Annotated in this window: 26 protein-coding genes; 10 read left to right on the plus strand and 16 right to left on the minus strand. The window is 63.3% G+C overall.

Going from position 1 to position 26,036, the window contains the following annotated elements; genetic code table 11:
* Window positions 1–186: 186 nt before the first annotated feature.
* From leuS to PRJ_RS24290, 5 genes are all read left to right on the plus strand, one after another.
* Window positions 187–2,793 (plus strand): leucine--tRNA ligase, encoded by a 2,607-nt coding sequence (gene leuS, locus PRJ_RS24265; RefSeq protein ID WP_020193849.1) that lies wholly within the window; start codon window positions 187–189, stop codon window positions 2,791–2,793.
* A 61-nt stretch (window positions 2,794–2,854) separates the two neighbouring features.
* Window positions 2,855–3,460, plus strand: coding sequence for an LPS assembly lipoprotein LptE (lptE, locus tag PRJ_RS24270; protein WP_014592529.1), 606 nt, complete (start codon window positions 2,855–2,857; stop codon window positions 3,458–3,460).
* A gap of 39 nt (window positions 3,461–3,499) precedes the next feature.
* Window positions 3,500–4,537 carry a DNA polymerase III subunit delta gene (holA, locus tag PRJ_RS24275; RefSeq protein WP_003249749.1) on the plus strand — a complete coding sequence of 346 codons (1,038 nt, stop codon included), beginning with the start codon at window positions 3,500–3,502 and terminating at the stop codon, window positions 4,535–4,537.
* A 367-nt stretch (window positions 4,538–4,904) separates the two neighbouring features.
* Window positions 4,905–5,069, plus strand: coding sequence for an alternative ribosome rescue factor ArfA (gene arfA / locus PRJ_RS24285; protein ID WP_003249747.1), 165 nt, complete (start codon window positions 4,905–4,907; stop codon window positions 5,067–5,069).
* A gap of 60 nt (window positions 5,070–5,129) precedes the next feature.
* Entirely contained in the window at window positions 5,130–6,446 is a 1,317-nt protein-coding gene (locus PRJ_RS24290; protein WP_010955414.1) for a lytic murein transglycosylase, read from the plus strand.
* Between the two features lie 33 nt (window positions 6,447–6,479).
* Here PRJ_RS24290 and PRJ_RS24295 read toward each other — a convergent pair whose 3' ends face one another.
* The 13 genes from PRJ_RS24295 to PRJ_RS24355 form a co-directional block, all read right to left on the minus strand.
* Window positions 6,480–7,418, minus strand: coding sequence for an LD-carboxypeptidase (locus PRJ_RS24295; RefSeq protein WP_104962616.1), 939 nt, complete (start codon window positions 7,416–7,418; stop codon window positions 6,480–6,482).
* Between the two features lie 98 nt (window positions 7,419–7,516).
* On the minus strand, window positions 7,517–8,533 hold the full coding sequence (lipA, locus tag PRJ_RS24300) for a lipoyl synthase (RefSeq protein ID WP_003249742.1): 1,017 nt from the start codon (window positions 8,531–8,533) through the stop codon (window positions 7,517–7,519).
* A 2-nt stretch (window positions 8,534–8,535) separates the two neighbouring features.
* Window positions 8,536–9,183, minus strand: coding sequence for a lipoyl(octanoyl) transferase LipB (gene lipB, locus PRJ_RS24305; RefSeq protein WP_003249738.1), 648 nt, complete (start codon window positions 9,181–9,183; stop codon window positions 8,536–8,538).
* Complete coding sequence (locus tag PRJ_RS24310; RefSeq protein WP_104962617.1) at window positions 9,183–9,458, minus strand: DUF493 domain-containing protein; 276 nt, start codon at window positions 9,456–9,458, stop codon at window positions 9,183–9,185. The genes lipB and PRJ_RS24310 overlap by 1 nt, the downstream gene beginning before the upstream one ends.
* Window positions 9,459–9,531: 73 nt before the next feature.
* Window positions 9,532–10,692, minus strand: a complete 1,161-nt coding sequence (locus tag PRJ_RS24315) for a D-alanyl-D-alanine carboxypeptidase family protein (protein WP_010955418.1) — start codon at window positions 10,690–10,692, stop codon at window positions 9,532–9,534.
* A gap of 220 nt (window positions 10,693–10,912) precedes the next feature.
* Window positions 10,913–11,914: a septal ring lytic transglycosylase RlpA family protein gene (locus PRJ_RS24320; RefSeq protein ID WP_064491146.1), complete on the minus strand. Its 1,002-nt coding sequence runs from the start codon at window positions 11,912–11,914 to the stop codon at window positions 10,913–10,915.
* Window positions 11,914–12,924, minus strand: a complete 1,011-nt coding sequence (mltB, locus tag PRJ_RS24325) for a lytic murein transglycosylase B (RefSeq protein ID WP_014592536.1) — start codon at window positions 12,922–12,924, stop codon at window positions 11,914–11,916. Before mltB ends, PRJ_RS24320 begins: the two co-directional genes overlap by 1 nt.
* 17 nt (window positions 12,925–12,941) lie before the next feature.
* Window positions 12,942–14,045 (minus strand): rod shape-determining protein RodA, encoded by a 1,104-nt coding sequence (gene rodA, locus PRJ_RS24330; protein WP_003249727.1) that lies wholly within the window; start codon window positions 14,043–14,045, stop codon window positions 12,942–12,944.
* Window positions 14,046–14,083: 38 nt separating this feature from the next.
* Window positions 14,084–15,973 (minus strand): penicillin-binding protein 2, encoded by a 1,890-nt coding sequence (gene mrdA, locus PRJ_RS24335; protein ID WP_010955422.1) that lies wholly within the window; start codon window positions 15,971–15,973, stop codon window positions 14,084–14,086.
* Between the two features lie 16 nt (window positions 15,974–15,989).
* Window positions 15,990–16,457: a 23S rRNA (pseudouridine(1915)-N(3))-methyltransferase RlmH gene (rlmH, locus tag PRJ_RS24340; protein WP_003249722.1), complete on the minus strand. Its 468-nt coding sequence runs from the start codon at window positions 16,455–16,457 to the stop codon at window positions 15,990–15,992.
* Window positions 16,458–16,467: 10 nt separating this feature from the next.
* Window positions 16,468–16,887: a ribosome silencing factor gene (gene rsfS, locus PRJ_RS24345; RefSeq protein ID WP_009685825.1), complete on the minus strand. Its 420-nt coding sequence runs from the start codon at window positions 16,885–16,887 to the stop codon at window positions 16,468–16,470.
* A gap of 43 nt (window positions 16,888–16,930) precedes the next feature.
* Entirely contained in the window at window positions 16,931–17,623 is a 693-nt protein-coding gene (nadD, locus tag PRJ_RS24350; RefSeq protein WP_020191776.1) for a nicotinate-nucleotide adenylyltransferase, read from the minus strand.
* On the minus strand, window positions 17,592–18,863 hold the full coding sequence (locus PRJ_RS24355; RefSeq protein WP_004576854.1) for a glutamate-5-semialdehyde dehydrogenase: 1,272 nt from the start codon (window positions 18,861–18,863) through the stop codon (window positions 17,592–17,594). Before PRJ_RS24355 ends, nadD begins: the two co-directional genes overlap by 32 nt.
* 305 nt (window positions 18,864–19,168) lie before the next feature.
* Between PRJ_RS24355 and PRJ_RS24360 the strand changes: the two genes are divergently transcribed.
* Entirely contained in the window at window positions 19,169–19,837 is a 669-nt protein-coding gene (locus tag PRJ_RS24360; RefSeq protein WP_010955424.1) for a DNA-3-methyladenine glycosylase, read from the plus strand.
* Window positions 19,838–19,839: 2 nt separating this feature from the next.
* On the plus strand, window positions 19,840–21,156 hold the full coding sequence (locus PRJ_RS24365) for a bifunctional DedA family/phosphatase PAP2 family protein (protein ID WP_104962618.1): 1,317 nt from the start codon (window positions 19,840–19,842) through the stop codon (window positions 21,154–21,156).
* Window positions 21,157–21,267: 111 nt separating this feature from the next.
* On the opposite strand, the gene PRJ_RS24370 is transcribed toward PRJ_RS24365, so the two are convergent.
* Genes PRJ_RS24370 through PRJ_RS24380 form a run of 3 tightly spaced genes read right to left on the minus strand, consistent with a single transcriptional unit; the run spans window position 21,268 to window position 22,943 of the window.
* On the minus strand, window positions 21,268–21,858 hold the full coding sequence (locus tag PRJ_RS24370; RefSeq protein WP_003249708.1) for an LON peptidase substrate-binding domain-containing protein: 591 nt from the start codon (window positions 21,856–21,858) through the stop codon (window positions 21,268–21,270).
* Window positions 21,859–21,867: 9 nt separating this feature from the next.
* On the minus strand, window positions 21,868–22,584 hold the full coding sequence (locus PRJ_RS24375) for an LrgB family protein (protein WP_004576852.1): 717 nt from the start codon (window positions 22,582–22,584) through the stop codon (window positions 21,868–21,870).
* Entirely contained in the window at window positions 22,581–22,943 is a 363-nt protein-coding gene (locus tag PRJ_RS24380; protein WP_049586734.1) for a CidA/LrgA family protein, read from the minus strand. Before PRJ_RS24380 ends, PRJ_RS24375 begins: the two co-directional genes overlap by 4 nt.
* A 143-nt stretch (window positions 22,944–23,086) precedes the next feature.
* Between PRJ_RS24380 and PRJ_RS24385 the strand changes: the two genes are divergently transcribed.
* The 3 genes from PRJ_RS24385 (at window position 23,087) to PRJ_RS24395 (ending at window position 25,936) form a co-directional block, all read left to right on the plus strand.
* A complete protein-coding gene (locus PRJ_RS24385) occupies window positions 23,087–23,542 on the plus strand; it encodes a MaoC family dehydratase (protein WP_010955428.1) in 456 nt (151 codons plus the stop codon).
* A 117-nt stretch (window positions 23,543–23,659) separates the two neighbouring features.
* The gene (gene prmA / locus PRJ_RS24390) at window positions 23,660–24,538 is read left to right on the plus strand and encodes a 50S ribosomal protein L11 methyltransferase (protein WP_003249700.1); all 879 of its coding nucleotides are present in this window, start codon (window positions 23,660–23,662) and stop codon (window positions 24,536–24,538) included.
* 42 nt (window positions 24,539–24,580) lie between these two features.
* On the plus strand, window positions 24,581–25,936 hold the full coding sequence (locus PRJ_RS24395) for a DUF3426 domain-containing protein (RefSeq protein ID WP_104962619.1): 1,356 nt from the start codon (window positions 24,581–24,583) through the stop codon (window positions 25,934–25,936).
* Window positions 25,937–26,036: the final 100 nt, after the last annotated feature.

The following is a 26,036-nucleotide window of genomic DNA, read 5'->3' on the forward strand; positions in this document are numbered from 1 at the left end:
TGAGCTTAGCGTCGTTGCAAAAAGCAGCCGTGCGCCGCGACCAGCGGGCATTCGCAACGAAGGTTTCCCACGATGCGCGGCGCTGCTGTATGCTACGGCGTTCACTCTAAACGACACCGGAGTGCCGGACGCAGCGAGGTTCCGCTGCCTGGAACAAGGTCTCTTCTCTCTCAGCCAAAAGTAGCCATGCACGAACAATACACGCCCCGTGATATCGAAGCCGCCGCCCAGAAGTTCTGGGACGAGCAACAATCGTTCGCTGTTACCGAACAGCCAGGCAAAGACACCTACTATTGCCTATCGATGTTCCCGTACCCGAGCGGCAAGCTACACATGGGCCACGTGCGCAACTACACCATCGGTGACGTGATTGCCCGCTACCAGCGCATGCTGGGCAAGAACGTCCTGCAGCCGATGGGCTGGGACGCTTTCGGCATGCCCGCGGAAAACGCGGCGATGAAAAACAACGTCGCCCCGGCCAAGTGGACGTACGAAAACATCGACTACATGAAGACCCAGCTCAAGAGCCTGGGCCTGGCCATCGACTGGGCACGTGAAGTCACCACCTGCAAACCCGACTACTACCGTTGGGAGCAGTGGCTGTTCACCCGCCTGTTCGAAAAAGGCATCATCTACCGCAAGAACGGTACCGTGAACTGGGACCCGGCGGACCAGACCGTACTGGCCAACGAACAAGTTATCGACGGCCGTGGCTGGCGTTCGGGCGCGCTGATCGAGAAGCGCGAAATCCCGATGTACTACTTCCGCATCACCGATTACGCCGACGAGCTGCTGGAGAGCCTCGACGAGCTGCCGGGCTGGCCTGAGCAGGTCAAGACCATGCAGCGCAACTGGATCGGCAAATCGCGCGGCATGGAAGTCCAGTTCCCGTACGACAAGGCCAGCATCGGCCACGAAGGCACCCTCAAGGTCTTCACCACCCGTCCGGACACGCTGATGGGCGCCACCTACGTCGCCGTCGCCGCCGAGCACCCGCTGGCCACCCAGGCTGCGCAGGGCAACCCGGCGCTGCAGGCGTTCATCGATGAGTGCAAGAGCGGCAGCGTTGCCGAAGCCGACATGGCCACCCAGGAGAAGAAAGGCATGGCCACTTCCCTGCTGGTCGAGCACCCGCTCACCGGCGAGAAGCTGCCAGTATGGGTCGCCAACTACGTGCTGATGCACTACGGTGATGGCGCGGTAATGGCCGTGCCGGCCCACGACGAGCGCGACTTCGAGTTCGCCCACAAGTACAACCTGCCGGTCAAGGCCGTGGTGCGCACCAGCGCTGGCGATGAAGTCGGCAGCGAGTGGCAGGCCGCCTATGGCGAGCACGGCCAGCTGATCAACTCCGCAGAGTTCGACGGCCTGGACTTTGCTGGCGCCTTCGACGCCATCGAAGCGGCCCTGATCCGCAAGGAACTGGGCAAATCGCGTACGCAGTTCCGCCTGCGCGACTGGGGTATCAGCCGCCAGCGCTACTGGGGCTGCCCGATCCCGATCATCCACTGCCCGTCCTGCGGCGACGTCCCGGTGCCGGAAGACCAACTGCCGGTCACCCTGCCGGAGAACGTGGTGCCGGACGGCGCCGGTTCGCCACTGGCGCGCATGCCTGAATTCTACGAATGCAGCTGCCCGAAATGCGGTACTCCGGCCAAGCGCGAAACCGACACCATGGACACCTTCGTCGAGTCGTCCTGGTACTTCGCCCGCTACGCCTCGCCAAACTACGACAAAGGCCTGGTCGACCCCAAAGCCGCCAACCACTGGCTGCCGGTAGATCAGTACATCGGCGGTATCGAACACGCGATCCTGCACCTGCTGTACGCGCGCTTCTTCCACAAGCTGATGCGTGACGAAGGCCTGGTCACCTCGAACGAGCCATTCAAGAACCTGCTGACCCAGGGCATGGTGGTCGCCGAGACTTACTACCGCGTTGCCAGCAACGGCGGCAAGGACTGGTTCAACCCGGCCGATGTCGAAATCGAGCGTGATGCCAAAGCCAAGATCATTGGCGCCCGCCTGAAGACCGACGGCTTGCCGGTGGAAATCGGTGGCACCGAGAAAATGTCGAAGTCGAAAAACAACGGCGTCGACCCGCAGTCCATGATCGAAGCCTACGGCGCCGACACCTGCCGCCTGTTCATGATGTTCGCCTCGCCGCCCGACATGAGCCTGGAATGGTCCGACTCCGGCGTCGAAGGTGCCAGCCGCTTCCTGCGCCGTGTCTGGCGTCTGGCTCAGGCTCACGTCAGCCAGGGCCTGCCAGGCAAGCTGGATGTTGCCGCTCTGGACGACGCGCAAAAGGTCATCCGCCGCGCCATTCACGCTGCCATCAAGCAGGCCAGCACCGACGTGGGCCAGTTCCACAAGTTCAATACCGCCATCGCCCAGGTGATGACCGTGATGAACGTGCTGGAAAAGGCCCCGCAAGCCACCGAACAGGACCGCGCCCTGCTGCAGGAAGGCCTGGAAGCCGTCACCCTGCTGCTGGCGCCGATCACTCCGCACATCTCTCACGCGCTGTGGCAGCACCTGGGCCACGCAGGCTCGGTGATCGATGCCGCCTGGCCAAGCGTCGACGAACAGGCGCTGGTGCAGGACTCCATTACCTTGGTGGTTCAGGTCAACGGTAAACTGCGCGGCCAGGTCGAGATGCCTGCCGCTGCCAGCCGCGAAGAAGTCGAAGCCGCTGCCCGCAGCAACGAGAATGTCCTGCGCTTCATCGATGGCCTGACCATCCGCAAGGTCATCGTGGTACCGGGCAAGCTGGTCAACATCGTCGCCAACTGATGAAAACGCCCACCCGCATCGATTGCGGGTGGGCGGAACAGGCCCTAAAGGGAGCAACAACATGATCAAACGCAATTTGCTGGTAATCGGCCTGGCGGTCATGCTCAGCGCCTGCGGTTTCCAGCTGCGCGGCACCGGCGCCACCGAGCTGAGCGTGAAGGAAATGGACGTCAGCGCGCGCAATGCCTATGGCCCGACCGTGGTCCAGCTGCGTGAAGTGCTGGAACGTAGCGGCGTCAACGTACACGCCGGCGCACCGTATCGCCTGGTGCTGACCAACGAACAGGAGCGCGAGCGCTCGGCGACCTACAACAGCGGCAACCGTACCGCCGAGTACGAGCTGACCACCAAGCTGGACTACAGCATCCTGGGCCTGAACAACCTGGAGCTGATGAGCGACAAGCTGGAGGTGCGCAAGGTCTACGTGCGTGACGGCTCGAACATCACCGGCTCCGAGCAGGAAGCCAAACGCGCCCGCGAAGAAATGCGCCGCGACCTGGTCAACGCCATGGTCGTACGTTTGCAGATGCTGTCCCCGTCCCAACTGGATGAGCTGCAGCGTAAAGCCGACGAGCGCGCCCAAGCCGAAGCTGCCGCGCTGGAGGCTGCCCGCCGCCAGCAAGCCGAGACGCCTCAGCAATCGCCACTGGAAGTACCGGGCAACTAAGCCCGCGAGGGGCGCCCTCGGGCGCCCCGTCTGTTCCCCATGAAACTCGCCCCCGCCCAACTCAACAAGCACCTGCAAGGCGCCCTGGCACCGGTCTACGTGGTCAGCGGCGACGACCCGCTGCTGTGCCAGGAAGCCGCCGACGCCATCCGCAATGCCGCGCGTCAGCAAGGTTTCGATGAACGCCAGGTTTTCAGTGCCGACGCCAACTTCGACTGGGGCACCCTGCTCCAGGCCGGTGCAAGCCTGTCGCTGTTCGCCCAGCGCCGCCTGCTGGAACTGCGCCTGCCCTCGGGCAAGCCCGGTGACAAGGGTGCCGCTGCGCTGATGGAATACTGCGCCAACCCCGCCGAAGATACGCTGCTGCTGATCAGCCTGCCCAAGCTCGACAGCAGTGCGCAGAAGACCAAGTGGGGCAAGGCATTGATCGAAGGCGCCCATTGCCAGTTCATCCAGATCTGGCCGGTGGATGTGCACCAGCTCCCGCAGTGGATCAACCAGCGCCTGCAACAGGCCGGCCTGTCAGCCCAGCGTGATGCCGTCGACCTGATTGCCGCGCGCGTGGAAGGCAACCTGCTGGCAGCCGCGCAGGAAATCGAAAAACTCAAGCTGCTGGCCGAAGGCAGCCAGATCACCGTGGAAACCGTGCAGGCTGCCGTCGCCGACAGTGCCCGCTTCGATGTCTTCGGCCTGGTCGATGCCATTCTCAACGGCGAGGCTGCGCATGCCCTGCGCATGCTCGAAGGCTTGCGCGGTGAAGGTGTGGAGCCGCCAGTCATCCTCTGGGCCTTGGCCCGTGAGCTGCGCCAACTGGCGGGGCTAGCCCAGCAGTTCAGCCAAGGCGTGCCATTGGACAAAGCGTTCAGCCAGGCCCGCCCGCCCATCTGGGACAAACGCCGACCGCTGGTCAGCAAGGCCCTGCAGCGCCTCTCGGCGCAGCGTTGGGCGCAACTGCTGCAGGATGCCCAGCGAATCGATGCGCAGATCAAAGGGCAGGCTGAAGGTTCGCCCTGGATTGGCCTGGCGCGGCTGTCGCTGTTGATGGCTGGCCAACGCCTGGCCCTGCCTCCCGAGTAACTGCGGCCACTGTAGGAGCGGGTTTACCCGCGAAGAGGCCGGCCCTGCTGGCCAATCTCCACGCGCCGTTCACCGTTGCCGCCGCCACCGTATTCGCGGGTAAACCCGCTCCTACGCAGATTGGTGGTGGACACACATCGGGGGTTTGGCACAGGCCGTCGTGTAGGAGCGGGTTTACCCGCGAAAGGGCCGGCCCTGCTGGCCAATTTCCACCCGCCGTTCACCGTTGCTGCCGCCACCGTATTCGCGGGTGAACCCGCTCCTACACAAGGCACCAGAGCCTCGACCATATACACAATCAATTGGCCCCCACCCCTCGGGGGGCCTACAGTGCGCCGCGAAACCCACCCAACCCGGGAAGCCCGCCATGAGCAAAAAGCCGAAAAAGCACGGCCCCAACAAGGCCAAGTCCATCGTTGCCCAGCCACTGTTCCGCTGCCGCCAGGAACAACCGAACAAGGGCAAAGGCAGCTACCGCCGCGAAGCCTTCCAATCGAGAGATTGGGAGGCTTCCTACTTTTTGGCTGCATGAAAGCATCGCAAGCGCAGGCATGGTATGGTCGTCACCTGACCTGCAACTCTGGATCTGTGCATGCTCTTCCGTCTTATCCCCCGCTGGGAAACCCGCCAGCTGATCGCGGCCTCCAGCTTCATCCTGCTCGTGGCCTGTGCGGAAAAGCCCACCGCCGCCGACGCGCTGCCGCTGGCCCCTGCCCAACCCAATCCCGTGGTGACCGTGCCCGGCGCAACGCCCGACGTCAGCACTGACATCCAGCCCCTGCAAACCTTCGCCCAATGGCAAGCAGGCTTCCGCGAGCAGGCCCTGCAAGCCGGCATTTCGCCGAGCACCTTCGACCGCGCCTTCCTCGGTGTCACCCCCGACCTGGACGTGATCAAGGCAGACCGCAGCCAGCCGGAGTTCACCCGCCCGGTGTGGGAATACCTCGAAGGCGCCCTGTCGCCCCTGCGTGTGCGCAACGGCAAGAAGCTGCTGGAGCAGAACGCCGAGCTGCTGACTCGCCTTGAGCAACGCTATGGCGTGGACCGCCAGGTGCTGGTTGCGGTATGGGGCATGGAAAGCAACTTCGGCCAGTTCCAGGGCAGCAAGTCGGTGATCCGCTCGCTGGCCACTTTGGCCTATGAGGGCCGCCGCCCACAGTTCGCCCAAGACCAGCTGATCGCCGCACTGCAGATCATCCAGCATGGTGACATCCAGCCTGAAGCCATGCGTGGCTCGTGGGCCGGCGCCATGGGCCAGACCCAGTTCATCCCGACCACCTACAACACCCATGCCGTGGACTTCGACGGCGATGGCCGCCGCGACATCTGGAACAGCACACCAGATGCCTTGGCCTCAACAGCGCACTACCTGCAGAGTTCGGGCTGGAAACGCGGCCAACCGTGGGGCTTCGAGGTACAGGTGCCGGCTGGTTTCGACTTCTGGCAGGCCGATGGTGCACTGCGCAAACCGGTGAGTGAATGGCTGGCGATGGGCGTGAAACTGCCAGCGGGCACCCAGCTGCCGGCAGGTAGCAACCAGCTGTCTGCCGCCCTGCTGCTGCCGGCCGGTGCACGCGGCCCGGCGTTCCTGGTGCTGGACAACTTCCGCGCCATCCTCAAGTACAACAACTCGTCGTCCTATGCCTTGGCGGTGAGCCTGCTCGGGGATCGCTTCAGCGGCTGGGGCTTCATTGCCGGCAGCTGGCCGAAAGAGGATCTGCCGCTCAGCCGCACCGAGCGCATGGAGTTGCAGAACTTGCTGAACAGCCGCGGGCATGATGCGGGTAATGCAGATGGCATTATCGGGGCCAATACCCGCAAGGCGATCCGCAATGCCCAGCAAGGGCTGGGCTGGCCGGCGGATGGCTACCCGACCCATAAGCTGCTTGAGAGCCTGCGGCAGCAGTAGGCATTTCGGGGCCGCTGCGCGGCCCCGGTAGTTTCACGCCCTGAACAGGTCCTGCTCCAGCACCAGTGTTTGCTGAACACTGTCCAGCCTCACCCGAGCCCCCAGGGGCAAGCATACATTCGGGTCACAGTGCCCGCTGCGCCAACCCGCCAGCACCGGTACGCCCAGGGGTGCAAACGTATCCTCCAGCAACGGCGTCAGCGCCGCTGTGGTAATCCCGGCAAAGTCGCCCACCAGCACGCCCTTGACCCCCTCCAGCTTGCCTGCCAGGCGTAACTGGGTCAGCAGCCGATCCACCCGGTACAACGGCTCATTGACGTCCTCGATGAACAGGATGCAGCCCTGGGTATCCAGCTCGGCAAGGGTCCCCATGGTCGCCCCCAGCATCGACAGGTTGCCCCCCAGCAACGGTCCGCTGGCCACCCCCGGCAGCACGCAGTCCAATGCGAAGCCCGCCGGGTGCGCGACCTGCTCGCCTGCCCCCACATGCCCACCCAGTTGCGCCAGCAACGACGACTCGGTCGGTGGCAACTTGGCCCCCAACAGGTCGGCATTGAGCATCCCCCCATGGAAGGTCACCAGCCCGGCATGCCGGTAGATCGCCGTATGCAGCGCGGTGATGTCGCTGTAGCCGATCAGCGGCTTGGGGTTGCGCCGGATCAGTTCAAAGTCGAGCTGGTCAAGCAGGCGCATGCTGCCGTAGCCCCCACGCATGCACAGGATGGCGTCCATGGCCGGATCGGCAAACGCTGCATGCAAGTCCTGCAGGCGCTGCTGGTCCGGCCCCGCCAGGTAGCCCTGCGCCTGCAGGGCACCCGGGTAGATATGGCAACGGTAGCCGCGGTCAACGAACCACTGGCTAACCTTGTGCGCATCAAGCCGCGCCGCGCCCGCCGGGGCGACAATGGCAAAACATGCATTGGCCGGCAGCGCGGCTGGCAGGGTGGGTTGGAAGGTTTTGGCGCAGTACATCGCGGCTCCTTGCAGCGCATGGGACACAAACAAAAATGCCGATGCCGCCCTTGGGCGCGCATCGGCATCTGTGGCTCCGCTCTAGGCTAGAGCATAGCTCAGAGCTTGATCTTGGCTTCGTGGGCCTGCTGGTCAGCGTGGTACGAAGAACGCACCAGCGGGCCAGAAGCAACGTTCTTGAAGCCCATCTTGTAACCTTCCTCGGCGAACCAGGCAAAGGTGTCCGGGTGAACGAAACGCTGCACCGGCAAGTGGCTGCGCGACGGCTGCAGGTACTGGCCAAGGGTGAGCATGTCGATGTCATGCTCGCGCATGCGGTGCATCACTTCGATCACTTCCTCGTCGGTTTCGCCCAGGCCGAGCATCAGGCCCGACTTGGTCGGTACGTGCGGCACCAACTGCTTGAACTTCTGCAGCAAGTCCAGCGACCAGTCATAGTCCGAACCCGGGCGCGCGGCCTTGTACAGGCGCGGTACGGTCTCGAGGTTGTGGTTGAACACATCCGGCGGCTCTTGCGCGGTGATTTCCAGGGCAACGTCCATACGGCCACGGTAGTCCGGCACCAAGGTCTCCAACTGCACGCCCGGCGACAGCGCGCGGATTTCCCGGATGCAGTCAGCAAAGTGCTGGGCACCACCGTCACGCAGGTCGTCGCGGTCCACCGAGGTGATCACCACATACTTCAGGCGCAGGTCGGCAATGGCAACAGCCAGGTTTTTCGGCTCGTCCAGATCCAGCGGCTTCGGTCGACCGTGGCCAACGTCGCAGAACGGGCAACGACGGGTGCAGATGTCACCCATGATCATGAAGGTGGCGGTACCACCCGAGAAGCACTCGCCCAGGTTCGGGCAGGAGGCCTCTTCGCACACGCTGTGCAGTTTGTGCTTGCGCAGCAGTTGTTTGATGCGGTCTACCTCGGGCGACACCGGGATACGCACGCGAATCCAGTCGGGCTTCTTGGGTAGCTCATCGGTAGGGATGATCTTCACCGGGATGCGCGCGACTTTGTCGGCACCACGCAGCTTGACCCCAGCTTCCACCTTCTTCGGCGCTGGGCGCGGGGTGGCATCCTGGGTAGGTATCAGGTTCGGCACGGCTTCTTGCACAGTTGTCATATTCAGTCGATTCCGCCCGTGAGGGTCGTCTGCTCAGCGTAGTCGAGGTGCTTGACCAGCTGTCCGCGCAGCCTTGTCCTGACCTCGTCGAGTTCGATCGGACCTGCCAGGTCGCGCAGCTGGGTCATCGCCAGCCCCGCATAGCCGCAGGGGTTGATTCGGCGGAATGGCGCAAGGTCCATGTCCACGTTCAGGGCAAGGCCGTGAAACGAACGGCCGTTGCGAATTCGCAGGCCGAGGGAGGCGATTTTCGCTCCGTCGACATAGACACCCGGGGCATCGGGCTTGGCAGACGCCTGAACAGCATAGCTGGCGAGCAGGTCGATGAGGGCCAGCTCGATACGGCTGACCAGCTCACGCACGCCAAAGCCCAGCCGGCGCACATCCAGCAGCAGGTAGGCCACCAGCTGCCCGGGGCCATGGTAGGTGACCTGGCCGCCGCGGTCGGTCTGCACCACCGGGATGTCGCCCGGCACCAGCAGGTGCTCGGCCTTGCCGGCCTGCCCCTGGGTGAAGACCGCAGGGTGCTCGACCAGCCAGATTTCATCCTGGCTGTCCGGGCTGCGCTGCTCGGTAAAACGACGCATGGCCTCCAGCACCGGTTCATAGGGCTGCAGGCCAAGCTCGCGAAAACCGAGGCAGGCGGACATCAAAGCACCATTTTCACGATGCCGGTAGCGCGCAGGGCGCTGTTGATATCGTGCAACTGGTTCTCGCTTTCGGCAACGATGTGCAATTGCACGGTGGTGTACTTGCCTTCCTTGCTCTGGCGTTCGGCCAGGGTGGAAAGGTCGACTTTGGCGTGCTTGCTGAGAATCTCGATGACCATGTCCTTGAAACCGACAACGGTGTCACCGATGACCTTGATCGGGTAATCGTCGCAAGGGAATTCGATCTTGTGCGACTTGACGTCTGGTTCGCTCATGGCGGAAACGGCCTCGTAAGCCGTGGCAACAACAACACCCCCGCGGTAGGCGCGGGGGCATGCAGGTCACGTATCAGTTGAACAACCCGTAGAAGAATAGACGGATGCTATCCCACATACGGCGGAAGAAACCACCTTCCTCGACGCCATCAAGGGCGATCAGGTCGGCACTGTGAATCACTTTTTCGTCCAGTTTGACTTCCACTTTGCCGATCACGTCACCTTTGGCGATCGGTGCGGTGAGCTGCGGGTTCATGGTCATCGAAGCCTGCAGGCGCTTCAATTGGCCTTTAGGCATAGTCATGGTCAGGTCGTCAGCCAGGCCAGCCTTGACCTGGCTGGTAGCGCCCTTCCAAACCGGCGCCTGGGTCAGCTCGGTGCCTTTCTGGTAGAAGGTCTGGGTTTCGAAGAAGCGGAAACCGTAGGTCAGCAGCTTCTGGGTTTCGGCAGCACGCGATTGCTCGCTGTTGGTACCGAACACCACGGCGATCAGGCGCTGCCCGTCACGAACGGCCGAAGCCACCATGCAGTAGCCGGCTTCGTCGGTGTGACCGGTTTTCAGGCCGTCGACGGTCTTGTCACGCCACAGCAGCAGGTTGCGGTTAGGCTGCTTGATGTTGTTCCAGAAGAACTCTTTCTGCGAGTAGATGGCGTAGTGGGCCGGGTCGACGTTGATGATCGCACGGGCCAGGGTCGCCATGTCGTGCGCCGACGAGTAATGCTCAGGGTGCGGCAGACCGGTCGGGTTCATGAAGTGGCTGTTGGTCATGCCCAGGTCGGCAGCCGTCTTGTTCATCATGTCGGCAAAGGCGTCTTCGCTGCCGGCGATGTGCTCGGCCAGGGCGACCGAGGCGTCGTTACCGGACTGGATGATGATGCCGTGCAGCAGGTCGCTGACCGTTACCTGGCTGCCAACCTTGATGAACATGCGCGAACCGCCGGTACGCCAGGCGTTTTCACTGACGGTAACCGGGTCGCTTTCACCGATCTGGCCGCGACGGATGTCCAGGGTGGCGATATAGGCGGTCATCAGCTTGGTCAGGCTGGCTGGCGGCAGGCGCTCGTCACCGTTGTTCTCGACCAGCACGTTGCCGCTGGACGCGTCCATGAGTACGTAGGACTTGGCTGCCAGTTGCGGTGGCGCCGGCGTCATCTGCTCCGCCGCGAAGGCGGCAGGCGTGATCAGCAGCAGTACAGGCAGGCAAAGTCGTTTGGCAAGGTTGGTGATGTTCATCCGTCTCTCGAAAATCGCTAATGGTCTGAGATGTTCCCTGGGCAAGATCATGTGCCCAGCGCCAGTCAGTCTAGTTTTATGGCCGATGGCCTGGCCCGCGAACGTGCGGCTTTATGTCGCTGCGGGCAAAAGCGGTCATTGTACATGGCCGCGACCGGCAATTCATGACAAAACCGATAGTTTGGTGTTGCCGTCTTCGCAGGCGCGCCCGCTCCCACAGTCAGTCTGCTGTGACCAGCTTTGCCTGCCCCAAGTTCGCCAGGCGAATGCTGTCTTGTGCTTGCTGGATCTCGCCCTGGCTGCCGATCGGCCCCAGGCGCACTCGGTGCAGGGTCTGCTGGTTACGCACGATCGAGCTGATGAACACGGGTGCATTGACCATGGTGCTGAGCTTGGCGCGCAGCAACTCGGCAGCGTCCGGGTTGGCGAACGCGCCTACCTGCAAGAAACTGCCACCGCTACCGCCGGGCACGTTGTTGCCACCCACCTGCACGGGTACCACGGGCGCTGCGTGCTGCTGTGGCGGCGGGGTCCACTGCTCGACCCGCCCGGTACTGGCCGGTATTGCCTGGGTCTGCGCCACTTGCGGCTCCTTCAGCACCATCGGCGGCGTTTGGCCGCGCTGAGCCCACCACTGCTGCGGGTCGATACCTTCGACGCGCACATGCGCGGTGCCGATCTCGGCATAGCCGAGCTTTTTCGCGGCAGCATAGGACAAGTCGATGATTCGGTCGGAATAGAACGGGCCACGGTCGTTCACCCGAAGGATCACGCTGCGGCCGTTCGCCAGGTTGGTCACCCGCACATAGGCTGGCAGCGGCAGGGTCTTGTGCGCTGCGCTCATGCCATACAGGTCGTACAGCTCGCCGTTGGCAGTGTTCTGCCCGTGGAACTTGGTGCCGTACCACGATGCCGTACCCTCGGCGCGGTAGTTGCGCGAGTCCTGCATCGGGTAGTAGGTCTTGCCCAGCACGGTGTACGGGTTGGCCTTGTAGTTACCGGTGTGCACGGTCGGGGTGGCATCGGGGATCTTGTTCACATCCACGTCCCACCACGGTGCGCCGTCCTTGTGCGCCCGGTTGATGTCCAGGCCCGGCTGGCTACGCACGACATTACCACTACTTTTCGGGGCCGGGCGGTTGGAAGAGCAGCTGACCAGCGCCACACCGACGGCGAGGCAGGTGAGCAGCTTGAAAGCGTTGCCAGAGATGATTGCGCGCATTACTTGACGCCCCGTACTTGAACCAGCTGTTCCGCAAGCTGATGTACCGCCATGGCATACATCACGCTGCGGTTGTAGCGAGTGATCGCGTAGAAGTTCTTCAGGCCCATCCAGTACTCGGGGCCGCTCTCGCCCTCGAGACGGAAGGCGGTAACCGGCAGATCATCGCGCAGCGAATCATGAACCGACCAGCCAAGCGTACGCAACTCCCCTACCGTTTTCACCGGCTCGATGCCGGTGGTCAGGCCTTCGTCGGCGCGCTCACCTTCCACCCAGGCGCGACTGACCACACCCTCGCCGGCCACCCAGCCGTGGCGCTTGAAGTAGCTGGCCACGCTGCCGATAGCATCGTCAGGGTTGTTCCAGATATTGATATGGCCGTCCCCGTCGAAGTCCACCGCGTAGTTGCGGAAGCTGCTTGGCATGAACTGCGGCAGCCCCATAGCTCCAGCGTACGAGCCCTTGAGCGTCAAGGGGTCGAGCTGCTCCTCGCGGGCCAGCAGCAGGAACTCACGCAGCTCCTTGCGGAAGAACTCGGCCCGTGGCGGGTAGTCGAAGCCCAGCGTCGACAGGGCGTCGATCACCCGGTAGTTGCCGGTATTGCGGCCAAAGAAGGTTTCCACGCCGATAATCGCGACAATGTACTGCGCAGGTACGCCGTACTCCTGCTCGGCACGTGCCAATACAGCCTCGTGCTGACGCCAGAAATCCACACCGCGAGCGATACGCGCATCGGTGATGAACATCGGCCGGTAGTCCTTCCACGGTTTGACCCGCTCGGCCGGGCGCGAGATGGCGTCGAGAATCGACTGCTTGCGCTGCACCTCACGAAACACACCCATCAGTTGCTCAGGCGCAAAACCATAGTCGCGGCTCATTTCGCCTACGAATGCGGCTACCTCGGGCGAGCCGTCGTATTCGCCGGCATGGGCCAGCTGTACAGCGCCGAACAGGCCCACCGCACCGATCCAAGGCGCACAACGGGCAGCCCAGTTACGCACTGCTTGCATGAAATTGTTCACCTTATTCAAACCTGCGCGATCCATTTGCGGTGCGTATGGATCGACATCAAAACGCCAAACGCTGACAGCAGCGTCACCAACGATGTTCCGCCATAGCTGATGAAAGGTAACGGCACGCCCACCACGGGCAGAAGGCCGCTTACCATTCCGATATTGACGAACACGTATACAAAAAAAGTCATGGTCAGGCTGCCCGCAAGCAGCTTGCCGAACAGGGTCTGCGCCTGGGCGGTGATCACCAGGCCACGGCCGATCAGCAGCAGGTAGACAATCAGCAGCAGGCAGATGCCTACCAGGCCGAATTCCTCGCCGAGCACGGCGATGATGAAGTCGGTGTGGCTTTCCGGCAAAAAGTCCAGGTGCGACTGCGTGCCAAGCAGCCAGCCTTTGCCAAACACCCCGCCCGAGCCGATCGCCGCCTTGGACTGGATGATGTTCCAACCGGTGCCCAACGGGTCGCTTTCAGGGTCGAGAAAGGTCAATACCCGCTGCTTCTGGTAGTCGTGCATGACGAAGAACCACATTGCCACCGCGACTGGCACGGCTGCCGCCAGCACGCTGAGGATCCAGCGCCAGCGCAAGCCGCCCATGAACAGCACGAAGGCACCGGAGGCCAGGATCAGCAGCGCGGTCCCCAGGTCGGGCTGACGTACGATCAGCATGAACGGCACGCCGATCAGCACCAGGCTGATCGCCACGTGCTTCAAATGGGGCGGCAAGGTGCGCTTGGACAGGTACCAGGCGATGGTCGCCGGCATGATGATCTTCATGAATTCCGAGGGCTGGAAGCGGATCACCCCCGGAATGTTGATCCAGCGTGTGGCCCCCATGGCGTTGTGGCCCATCACGTCGACCACTACCAGCAACAGCACCCCGGCCAGGTAGGCCAACGGCACCCAACGCGCCATGAAGCGCGGCTCCAGCTGGGCGATGACGAACATCGACACTAGGCCGATGCCAAACGAGGTGGCTTGCTTGAGCAGCAGGTCCCAGTTCTTGCCACTGGCCGAATACAGTACGAACAGGCTGCCGGCTGCAAGGGTCAGCAGAATGATCAGCAAGGGGCCGTCGATATGAATGCGTTGCAGAAAGCTCGCACGCCGACGCATCACATCCTCGCTGGAGAGCATGCGATCGAAATTGTTCATCACAGGGCCGATTCCTGGGTAACGGTGGCGGGCGCGAACTCGGGTTTGAGCCGGCCATTTTCGTCGAGCAGCCAGGCGTCCATGATCTGGCGTACCACCGGAGCGGCGACACCCGAGCCGGACTCACCGTTCTCGACCATCACCGAAACCACGATTTTCGGGGCTTCGGCTGGGGCAAACGCGACGAACAGGGCATGGTCGCGGTGGCGCTCCTGGAGTTTGTTGCGATCGTACTTCTCGCCCTGCTTGATCGCCACCACCTGGGCGGTACCGCTCTTGCCGGCAATGCGGTACTGGGCTCCGGCAGCTGCCTTGCGCGCGGTACCGCGGGCGTTGTGCATCACCTGTTCCATGCCATGGGTGACCTTGGCCCAGTCGGACTTGTCACGTAGCACGATGTCTTCCATGGGGTTGTCGTCCACCGGCGGCAGGCCTTCGATGGTCTTGGCCAGGTGCGGGCGGTTCCACACACCTTTGTTGGCGATCAGTGCAGTGGCCTGGGCCAGTTGCAGCGGCGTAGCCTGCATATAGCCCTGGCCGATGCCGAGAATCAGGGTTTCGCCAGGGAACCAGGCCTGGCGACGGGTGGCACGCTTCCATTCGCGCGACGGCATCAACCCGGCAGACTCCTCGAACATATCGAGGGAAACCCGCTGGCCGATACCGAACTTGTTCATGTAGCTGGACAAGCGATCGATGCCCATCTTGTGCGCAAGGTCATAGAAGTAGGTGTCGTTCGAGCGCATGATGGCGGTGTCCAAGTCGACCCAGCCATCACCGGAACGGTTCCAGTTACGGTATTTATGGTCGTAGTTGGGCAACTGGTAGTAGCCAGGGTCGAACACCCTGCTGCTGGCATTCACGACGCCACTGTCCAGACCGGCAATAGCCACCGCCGGCTTGATGGTCGACCCCGGCGGGTACAAGCCACGCAGCACGCGGTTGAACAGCGGCCGATCGATCGAATCGCGCAATTCGGCATAGGCCTTGAAGCTGATGCCGGTGACGAACAGGTTGGGGTCGAAGCTAGGCTGACTCACCATCGCCAGCACCTCGCCGGTTCGCGGGTCGAGCGCAACCACTGCACCACGCCGGCCTCCCAGGGCGGCTTCAGCGGCCTCCTGCAGCTTGATGTCCAGGCTCAGCACAATGTCCTTGCCCGGCTTCGGGTCGGTGCGCTTGAGCACCCGCAGCACCCGGCCACGGGCGTTGGTCTCGACTTCCTCGTAACCCACCTGACCGTGCAGGGCGGCCTCGTAGAAGCGCTCGATGCCGGTCTTGCCGATATGGTGGGTACCGCTGTAGTTCACCGGGTCGAGCGTTTTCAGCTCTTTCTCGTTGATCCGCCCTACATAACCCACCGAATGGGCAAAATGCGCACCCTGCGGGTAATGCCGCACCAGCTGTGCCACCACCTCGACACCCGGCAGGCGGAACTGGTTTACCGCCACGCGGGCGATCTGCTCTTCGTTGAGCTCGAACAGGATCGGCACCGGCTCGAATGGCCGGCGGCCTTGGCGCATGCGCTTCTCGAACAGGGCACGGTCGTCAGCGGTGAGGTCCAGCACTTCGACGATGGTATCCAGCACTTCCTGCCAGTTACCTGCACGTTCGCGGGTCATCGACAGGCTGAAGCTGGGCCGGTTGTCGGCAACGATCACCCCGTTGCGGTCGAAGATCAGCCCGCGGGTCGGCGGGATCGGCTGCACATGCACCCGGTTGTTCTCCGACAGCGTGGAGTGGTAGTCGTACTGGATGATCTGCAGGTAGTACAGCCGTGCGATCAACACGCACACAAGCAGCATGATCGCGACTGCGCCGACCACGACGCGTTTGCGCACCAGGCGGGCGTCTTTCTCGTGGTCCTTGAGACGGATCGGCTGCGACATCGGACTGCTTACAGGCTCATTTGTGGTAAGGGTGCCCGGACAACACGGTCCAGGCGCGGTAGATCTGCTCGCCGATGAGTATCCTTACCAACGGGTGCGGCAAAGTCAGCGGCGACAGCGACCAACGTTGCTCGGCGCGCGCGCAAACCTCAGGCGCCAGGCCCTCCGGGCCGCCCACCATCAAATTCACCGTGCGCGCATCCAGGCGCCAGCGGTCCAGCTCGGTGGCCAGCTGCTCGGTACTCCATGGCTTGCCATGGACCTCGAGGGTGACAATGCGTTCCCCAGGCTGCACTTTGCTCAGCATGGCTTCGCCCTCCTGACGGATCAGGCGGGCGACGTCGGCATTCTTGCCACGGGTGTTCAGCGGAATTTCCACCAGCTCCAGCGACAGCTCGGCGGGCAGGCGCTTGGCATATTCATGCCAGCCTTCCTCGACCCACTTCGGCATGCGCGAGCCGACCGCAATCAGGCGCAGACGCACAGCGCTTTCCTTATTCGCGGTCTTTGAGCTTGTCGGAGTACTCGTGGGCATGGTCCGGGCTGTGGTGCTTGCCATCGGCGGCACGGCTTTGCTCGGCACCCTGCCACAGACGCTCAAGGTCGTAGAACTGGCGGGCAGCGGCGGTCATCATGTGCACGATGACGTCGTTCAGGTCCAGCAGCACCCAGTCGCTGTCGCCTTTGCCTTCTTCACCCAGTGGCTGGGCGCCCTTGGCCTTGACTGCTTCACGGACCTTTTCGGCCATCGCGTTGATCTGGCGGTTGGAGGTACCGGTGGCAATGATCATGTAGTCGGTCAGGCTGTGCTTCTCGCGCACGTCGATGACCTGGATGTCCTGGGCCTTGACGTCTTCCAGCGCTGCCTTGGTCACTGCGACCAGTTCTTCGCCGTAAATTTTCTGCTTGGTCATATAAAACTCGTTCAACTCGTTGGATGAGGCGCCAGAGGCACCGTCAGTTGGGCGCACGATACAGTTCGTGCGCCTCGATATAGGCCAGTACGGCGTCCGGCACCAGGAACCTCACCGATTTGCCGCTGGCCAGCAGCTGTCGGATCTGTGTAGCCGACACCGCAAGCGGCGTCTGCCAGACGAACGAAATATTTCCCGCCGGGCCGGACATGGCGGTGGGATCGCTCTCCGAGCGCGCAGCCAACAGGTTGCGCAACTCGTCAGGGGGTTCTACGTCGGCATCCGGACGTTGCAGTACCAGGATGTGACAGTGTTGCAGCAATTCTTCCCAGCGATGCCAGGCGGGCAGGCCACAGAAGGCATCCCAACCCAGCACCAGGAACAGCTGGTCGTGGCCGGACAGTTCGGCGCGGATCGATTCCAGCGTATCGATGGTGTACGACGGCTTGTCACGTTCCAGCTCGCGGGCATCGACGCTCAGGCAAGCGACGCCCTGCACCGCTTCACGGACCATCGCCAGGCGATCCTGCGCGGCCACCTGTGGCGTGTCGCGGTGCGGCGGCCGGGCATTGGGCAACAGGCGTAGCTCATCCAGCCGCATGAACTCGGCCACTTCCAGCGCGCTGCGCAAGTGGCCGATATGCACGGGGTCGAAGGTACCACCTAGAATGCCGATACGCCGGACTGCCTGGGCCTTGCTCAACTCAGCAGGACCCCTGGCCGCGCAACTGGCCATCGCCGATCACCACATACTTCTCGCAGGTCAGGCCTTCCAGACCGACAGGGCCGCGGGCATGCAGCTTGTCGGTGGAAATACCGATTTCCGCACCCAGGCCGTACTCGAAGCCATCGGCAAAGCAGGTCGGGGTGTTGAGCATGACCGACGCCGAATCGACCTCGGCCATGAACTGACGGGCTTCACCCTGGTGTTCGCTGATGATCGAGTCGGTGTGGTGCGAGCCATAGTGGTTGATGTGCTCGATGGCCTGGTTCAGGCCGTCGACCACGCGAATCGACAGGATCGCATCGAGGTATTCCGTATGCCAGTCGGCTTCGGTGGCCGGTTTGGCGCTGATGATAGCCTGGGTACGCTCGCAACCGCGCAGCTCCACGCCCTTCTCCACGAAGCGGCGGGCCATTTCTGGCAGGAAGCGCTCAGCCACTTGTTGGTCGACCAGCAGCGTTTCCATGGCACCGCAGATGCCGTAGCGGTAGGTCTTGGCGTTGAAAGCCACATTCCAGGCCTTGTCTAGGTCGGCATGCTGGCTGACATAGATGTGGCAGATGCCGTCCAGGTGCTTGATCACCGGCACGCGGGCATCGCGGCTGATGCGCTCGATCAGGCCACGGCCTCCGCGCGGCACGATGACATCGACGAATTCCGGCATGCTGATCAGCGCGCCCACGGCTTCGCGGTCGGTGGTTTCGACCACCTGCACCACCGCCGCCGGCAGGCCGGCTTCGGCCAGGCCACGCTGAATGCAGGTGGCAATGGCGCGGTTGGAGTGGATGGCTTCGGAACCGCCACGCAGGATGGTTGCATTGCCCGACTTGAGGCACAGGCTGGCGGCATCAATGGTCACGTTCGGACGCGATTCATAGATGATCCCGATCACCCCCAGCGGGGTACGCATCTTGCCTACCTGAATGCCCGATGGACGGTAGCTCATGTCGCGGATGGCACCGACTGGGTCCGGCAGGCTGGCCACCTGGCGCAAGCCGGTGATCATGCCGTCGATACGCGCCGGGGTCAGCGCCAGACGGTCGAGCAGTGCGGGCTCCAGGCCACTGGCGCGGCCGGCGGCCAGGTCCAGCTCGTTGGCAGCGGTGAGCTCGGCACGGGCAGCGTCCAGCGCGTCGGCGGCGGCTTGCAGGGCGCGGTTCTTCTGCGCGGTGCTGGCACGGCCAATCACCCGGGAAGCCTCACGGGCAGCGCGACCCAAGCGGGTCATATAGTCAAGAACGGACTCAGTCATGGGTTCGGTGTCTTGGCGAAGGGGAAATCGGCTGATTATAACTGCCGCGCAGGTGTACGCCCAGCGGCGGGTGGCGGATGGTAGAAAATGGATGGGGCAATGTGTAGGAAAGATGTAACCGGGGTTATCGAGATTTTCATCTCCTGTCGCGGCCCTTTCGCGGGCGCGCCCGCTCCCACAGGGATTTGTGTAGGAGCGGGTTTACCCGCGAAAGGGCCGGCACTGCCCACATCACCATCCGATTCAGCCTCGATTAAGCCATTCATTGCTATCATCCCCGCCTCTCCAGCCACGAACTGCCCCGCATGCCAGCCCTGCCCGACAGCTTTTTCGACCGCGACGCCCAGACCCTGGCCAAGGCCCTGCTGGGCAAGGTCATCCGTCACCGCCACGGCGACCTGTGGCTGGCCGCGCGGATCATCGAGACCGAGGCCTACTACCTTTCCGACAAAGGTAGCCACGCTTCGCTCGGCTACACCGAAAAACGCAAGGCGCTATTCCTGGATGGGGGGCACATCTACATGTACTACGCCCGCGGCGGCGATTCGCTGAACTTCAGCGCCCACGGGCCGGGCAACGCAGTGCTGATCAAGTCTGCCTATCCTTGGCAGGACACCCTCTCGGGGCCCGACAGCCTGGCGCAGATGCAATTGAACAACCCCGATGCAAGCGGCAATATCCGCCCGCAAGAGCGCCTGTGCGCCGGCCAGACCCTGCTATGCCGGGCCCTGGGCCTGAAAGTGCCGCATTGGGACGCCCAGCGTTTCGACGCCGAACGCCTGTACGTCGAGGACTGCGGCAACGCCGTGCCCCGGGTGATCCAGGCCGCTCGCCTGGGCATCCCGCACGGGCGCGACGAGCACCTGCCGTACCGCTTCGTCGATGCCGAGTACGCCCGTTTCTGCACACGGAACCCGTTACGTCGCGGCCAAGTCGAAGGCCGTGATTTCTTCATTCTCGAACAAGGAAGCTGAACATGGGCCAATGGCTCGACAGCCTGACCGGCTGGCTCAGCGCCAACCCGCAGTGGCTTGGCCTGGCGATTTTCCTGGTGGCCTGCATCGAATGCCTGGCCATCGCCGGCATTATCGTGCCGGGCACCGTACTGCTGTTCGCCGTTGCGGTACTGGCCGGTAACGGCACGTTCAGCCTGGGCGAAACGCTGCTCCTCGGCTTTCTCGGCGGCCTGCTGGGCGACGCCATGTCTTACGCAGTGGGCAAGTACTTCCACCAGAACATTCGCCGGCTGCCGCTGCTACGCCACCATCCGGAATGGATCGGCAGCGCCGAAAGCTACTTCCAGCGTTATGGCATCGCCAGCCTGCTGGTAGGCCGCTTCATCGGCCCGCTGCGGCCGATGCTGCCAATGGTCGCCGGCATGTTCGACATGCCCCTGCCGCGCTTCATCGCCGTCAGCCTGCTGGCGGGCGCCGGCTGGTCGGTCGCCTACCTGCTGCCCGGCTGGGCCACCGGCGCCGCCATGCGCCTGCCCCTGCCGGAAGGCTTCTGGCTGGACGCCGGGATCATAGCCGGCGCCCTCGCGGTGCTGATCGGCCTGAGCCTGAATACCAGCCTGCGTGACCAGCGCCACGGCACCCGGCTGGTTGCCGCGCTCAGCTTCATCGCCCTGGCCGGTGTATTCCTCGGCTGGCCCTACTTCCATGAGTTCGACCAAGGCGTGATGACACTGGTCCAGGAGCATCGCAGCCAGGCCATCGACAGCACCGTGGTGCTGGTGACACGGCTAGGCGATTTCCGCACCCAGTTGTTCCTCGGTGCCCTGCTGACCGGCCTGCTGCTGCTTGCCCGTCAGTGGCGACACGCATTTTTCGCGGCGGGCGCGTTGATGGGCACGGCGATCGCCAACGGCACACTGAAATGGCTATTTGCCCGGGCCAGGCCGGAAGTACTGACCGACCCACTGACCAGCTACAGCATGCCCAGCGGGCACAGCTCGGCATCGTTCGCGTTCTTCCTGGTCATGGCCGTACTGGCGGGGCGTGGGCAGCCACCACGCATGCGCCTGACCTGGGTGATGCTGGGGTGCATTCCGGCGCTGGCGATTGCCCTGTCGCGGGTGTACCTGGGGGCGCACTGGCCAACCGATATCCTGGCCGGGGCCCTGCTGGCCTGTTGCGTGTGCGCACTCAGCCTGACATTGGTGCAACGCCAGCAGACCCTGCCAGCCCTGCCGCTGCGGGTGTGGTGGCTGGTGTTGCCGGCATGCGTGGCGCTGCTGGCGTTCTTCGCCATGCATGCGTTGCCGCAGGCGTTGGTCAGGTATCAATATTGATGTTGCCTGTGCCGGCCTATTCGCGGGTGAACCCGCTCCTACGCAGGGGATCGCGCTTGTCGTAGGAGCGGGTTTACCCGTGAAGGGGCCGGCACAGGCAATACAGAACCATCAGGCGAACAACTCACCCTGAATCCGCTCCAGCAGCTTCTGGATCTCGCCCAGCCGCTGCTGTGGCGAATCGAGGGTCAGCAGGTCCAGCTTGTCCTCTTCCATGAACGGCAACAGGTACGCCAGCTGATTGGCCAGCGCCTGACGCCCGTCCACCGGCCGCGGCATGCCCAGCGCTTCGACCATGGGGTGCTCACCCAGAGCTACCAGCAGCGCCAATAGGTCGTCATCGGCTTCCAGCAACGGGCTGTCGGCCTGCTCCGGCAGCCATTGCACCTGGCCCACCAGCAACTGGTCCTTCTGCACCTCGGAGCTTTCCAGATTGAAGCGCCGCACGCCCTCGACGCGGATACCCAGCAAGCCGTTATCCTGCTGCACGAAGTCGCGGATCACCGCTTCACAGCCGATCGAGGCGACCACCGGCGGCGCCTTGCCGACTTGCTCGCCCTCAAGGATGCACACCACACCAAACCCTTCGCCCTGCTTCATGCAGCGCCCGATCATGTCCAGGTAGCGCGCCTCGAAAATCTGCAAATCGAGAAAGCAGCCAGGAAACAGCACGGTATTGAGCGGAAACAGCGGTAGCGTCATCACAATTCCTCAAGCCACCAGGCTGACTGCCAGCGGCAGGAACACCGCTGTAGCCACTCCCATCAGGCTCATCGCCAGCGCGGCAAAGGCGCCGCATTCGTCACTTTCCTGCAGGGCCACCGAAGTGCCCACTGCGTGTGCGGTCACGCCCAGCGACATGCCGCGCGCCTCAGGGCTGTGCACGCCGAAGCGGCTCAGCAACGCCGGGCCGAAGATCGCCCCGATCACCCCGGTAATCAACACGAACACTGCCGCCAGGGCTGCCACGCCACCAATCTGCTCAGCCACCAGCATGGCGATCGGCGAGGTGACGGACTTCGGCGCCATGGTCATCAGGATCATGTGCTCGGCACCGAACCACCAACCCAGCACCAGGCAGCAGAGCGTGGCGAACAGGCCTCCGACTACCAGCGTAGTAAATGTAGGCCAGAACAGCTGGCGGATACGCCGCAGGTTGAGATAGAGCGGCACAGCCAGGGCCACCGTAGCGGGCCCCAGCAGGATGTTCATGATTTCGGTGCTTTTGCGGTACTCGCTGTAATCGATGCCGCACAGCAGCAACACACCGATCACCAGCAGCATCGATACCAATACAGGTTGCAGGAAGATCCAGCGGGTTTTCTCGTAGGCTGCCAGCACTACCTGATAGGCCCCCAGCGTGATGCCGATACCGAACAATGGGTGATGAATGACCGCATCGAGTGCGCCCTGCCAGTCGAGCATCATGGCTGCTCCTCACGCTTGCCCTGGCGCTGGATGAGCTTTTGCATCAGCACACCGACGAACACCAGGGTCACCAGACAGGAGATCAGCAAGGCCCCGGCAATCGCCCAGAAGTCGGCGGCAATGTCCTTGGCATATACCATCACCCCGACTGCCGGCGGCACCAGCAGTAGCGGGAGATAGCGCAGCAAGCTGCTGGCGGCCTCGTTCAGCGGCTTGCCGACCTCACCGCGGGCCATGAGGAAGAGCAGCAGCAACAACAGGCCGATGATCGGCCCGGGTAAAAACGGCACGAACAGGTGATTGATCGCCGTCCCCAGCAGCTGGAACAGTACCAGCCAGGTCAAACCACGCAACAGCATAAGCATCTCCCTCGGGCATGGCCGCCATTATAAGCACGCTCGGCTGTAGACCGATATTCGCCGAAAAGCGGGCAACTTGACTGAAACGGTTCGCCGTGCTGATCTTGTACTTTCGTACCAACAGACAACCCGGAGAGTCCGCGATGCCCCATGTACCGGTTACAGAGCTTTCGCAGTACGTTGGCAAGGAGCTGGGCCACTCGGAGTGGTTGAAGATCGACCAGCAGCGCATCAACCTGTTCGCCGAGGCGACCGGCGATTTCCAGTTCATCCATGTCGACCCCGAGAAGGCGGCAAAAACCCCGTTTGGCGGCACGATCGCCCATGGTTTCCTGACCTTGTCGCTGATCCCCAAGCTGATCGAGGACATCCTCGTCCTGCCGCAAGGGCTGAAGATGGTGGTGAACTACGGGCTGGACAGCGTGCGCTTCATTCAGCCGGTCAAGGTCGACAGCCGGGTTCGGCTGAAGGTAAAGCTGGGCGAGGTGGTGGAGAAAAAGCCGGGGCAGTGGCTACTCAAGGCGATTGCCACACTGGAGATTGAGGGTGAAGAGAAACCTGCTTATATAGCCGAGTCGCTGTCGCTCTGTTTTGTCTGATACATGCCCGGGGGGCTGCTGTGCAGCCCCCGATCCACAAATCCCCCGCACTCGCGTAAACTGCCAGCCTTCGCGCAGCCTAGGGCTGCCCCTGTCGATTTATCAAAGGTGCCCGCCATGCCCTGGCTGCAAGTACGCCTGGCCATCAGCCCGGAACAAGCCGAAACCTATGAAGATGCGCTGCTTGAAGTAGGCGCCGTCTCGGTCACGTTCATGGATGCCGAAGATCAACCGATCTTCGAACCAGACCTCAACACCACCCCGCTGTGGTCGCACACTCACCTGCTGGCGCTGTTCGAGGCCGATGCCGACCCTGAACAGGTGTTCGCCCACCTGCGCCTGCTGACCGGCGCCGAGCTGCCCGAGCACCAGGCCGAGGTGATCGAGGACCAGGACTGGGAACGCAGCTGGATGGACAACTTCCAGCCGATGCGCTTCGGCCGCCGCCTGTGGATCGTGCCCAGCTGGCACGATGCCCCGGAAAAGGACGCCGTGAACCTGCTGCTCGACCCGGGCCTGGCCTTTGGCACCGGCACTCACCCCACCACGGCCCTGTGCCTGGAATGGCTCGACGGCCAGCAGCTTGAAGGCACCCAGGTGCTGGACTTTGGCTGCGGTTCGGGCATCCTGGCCATCGCTGCGCTGCTGCTGGGCGCCCGCGAAGCGGTAGGCACCGACATCGACGTGCAAGCCATCGAGGCTTCGCGCGACAACGCCCAACGCAACGGCATTGCCGACGAGAAACTGGCGCTGTACCTGCCCGAGCACATGCCGGCGATGCAGGCCGACGTGCTGGTTGCCAACATCCTCGCCGGCCCGCTGGTGTCGCTGGCGCCACAGTTGTCCGGCCTGGTTCGCCCAGGTGGCCTGCTGGCGCTTTCGGGCATCCTCGCCGAGCAAGGTGAAGACGTGGCCGCCGCTTATGCCGCCGACTTTGAACTGGACCCGATCGTCGTGCGCGACGGCTGGGTGCGCATCAGTGGTCGGCGTCGCTAAGCGGGCCTAGAATACTTTTCTGCACAGCTCCCGGATCGCCGCATGACCGACAGTTTCGTCACCCAGTGCCCGCATTGCCAGACCAGCTTTCGCGTCACCCACCACCAGTTGGGCGTGGCCCGTGGCGTGGTGCGCTGCGGTCACTGCCTGCAGGTATTCAATGCCGCCAAGCAGCTGCTGGAGCAAAACCGCGCCGCCACCACCAGCGCCCCCGTGGTGCCGGCACCGGTACCTACAGTGCCTGCCGAGCCGCTGGCCGAACCGGCGCAAGAGCCTGCCACCAGCGTACGCGGTACCCCCCCTGACCAGGACTGGGCGCTGACTGCCCAGGCGCTGGACGAGCTCGACCTCGACAAGGAACTGGAGCGCCTGGAGCGTCGCGGCCAACCGGCCCCGACCCACCCGGCCAGCCAGGATGACAAGCTGCAGGCACGGCGCGATGAACTTCACCCGGACGAGCACGCAGAAGACCTTTTCGGCACGGCTACCGATGAGCCCTACGTGCCGCAGGAACCGGCAGAGCCTACCCCGGTGCTGCTGGAACCGGAACCTTTGGAGCTCGACCTGGAGCCTGCACCCGGCGAACGCACCGAGCCTACCCTGGGCAGCAACCTTGACCTGGACATCGATGGCGAGCCGCCCGTGCACCGTGCGGCCGAACGCGATGACCAGCCCGCATTCAGCGAACCGCTGCGTATCAGCGATGACGAAACCCCGGAAACGGGCCTGAGCGCCCGCGACGACGAGCCACTGGCGCTGCGCCTGTCGGCGCATGACGACGAGCCCGTCGAGCCGCTGCCCGGAGAGCGCCTGGAACCAGGCCTTGCCGGCAAACCCGAGCGCCCCTCGCGCAAGGAGCCGCTGGTCGATGTGGTCGACGACCCCTTGCAGCTAGGCTGGGAAAAACCCGCACCCAACTGGGGCAAGCGCCTGCTGTGGGGCTTTCTGACCCTGCTGGCTGCCGGCCTGCTCGCGTTCCAGTACGTGTGGTTCCACTTCGACGAAATGGCCCGCCAGGACCAGTATCGGCCGATTTTCCAGCAGATCTGCCCGATGGTCGGTTGCCAGGTGCCAACCCGCGTCGATATTGCACGCATCAAGAGCAGCAATCTGGTGGTACGCAGCCACCCGGACTTCAAGGGCGCGCTGATTGTCGACGCAATCATCTACAACCGCGCGCCGTTCGCCCAGCCATTCCCGTTGCTGGAACTGCGTTTCGCCGACCTCAATGGCCAACTGATCGCCAGCCGTCGCTTCAAGCCCAGCGAGTACCTGTCGGGCGAACTGGCAGGGCGTGGCGAAATGCCCAGCCAGACGCCAATCCACATTGCCCTGGACATCCTCGACCCTGGCCCGAAGGCCGTGAATTACAGCCTGAGCTTCCGTTCGCCGGAGTAGGCGACAAGCGGCCAGCAGCGAGCGACAAGACAAGAAGCCCCAACCGCGACCGCTTTTCGTCCTGTCGCCTGCTGCTTGAAGCGCAAAGGCATAAGCCGAC

Origin of the sequence: Pseudomonas sp. XWY-1 (genome assembly GCF_002953115.1) — a bacterium.
Lineage (GTDB): Bacteria > Pseudomonadota > Gammaproteobacteria > Pseudomonadales > Pseudomonadaceae > Aquipseudomonas > Aquipseudomonas alloputida.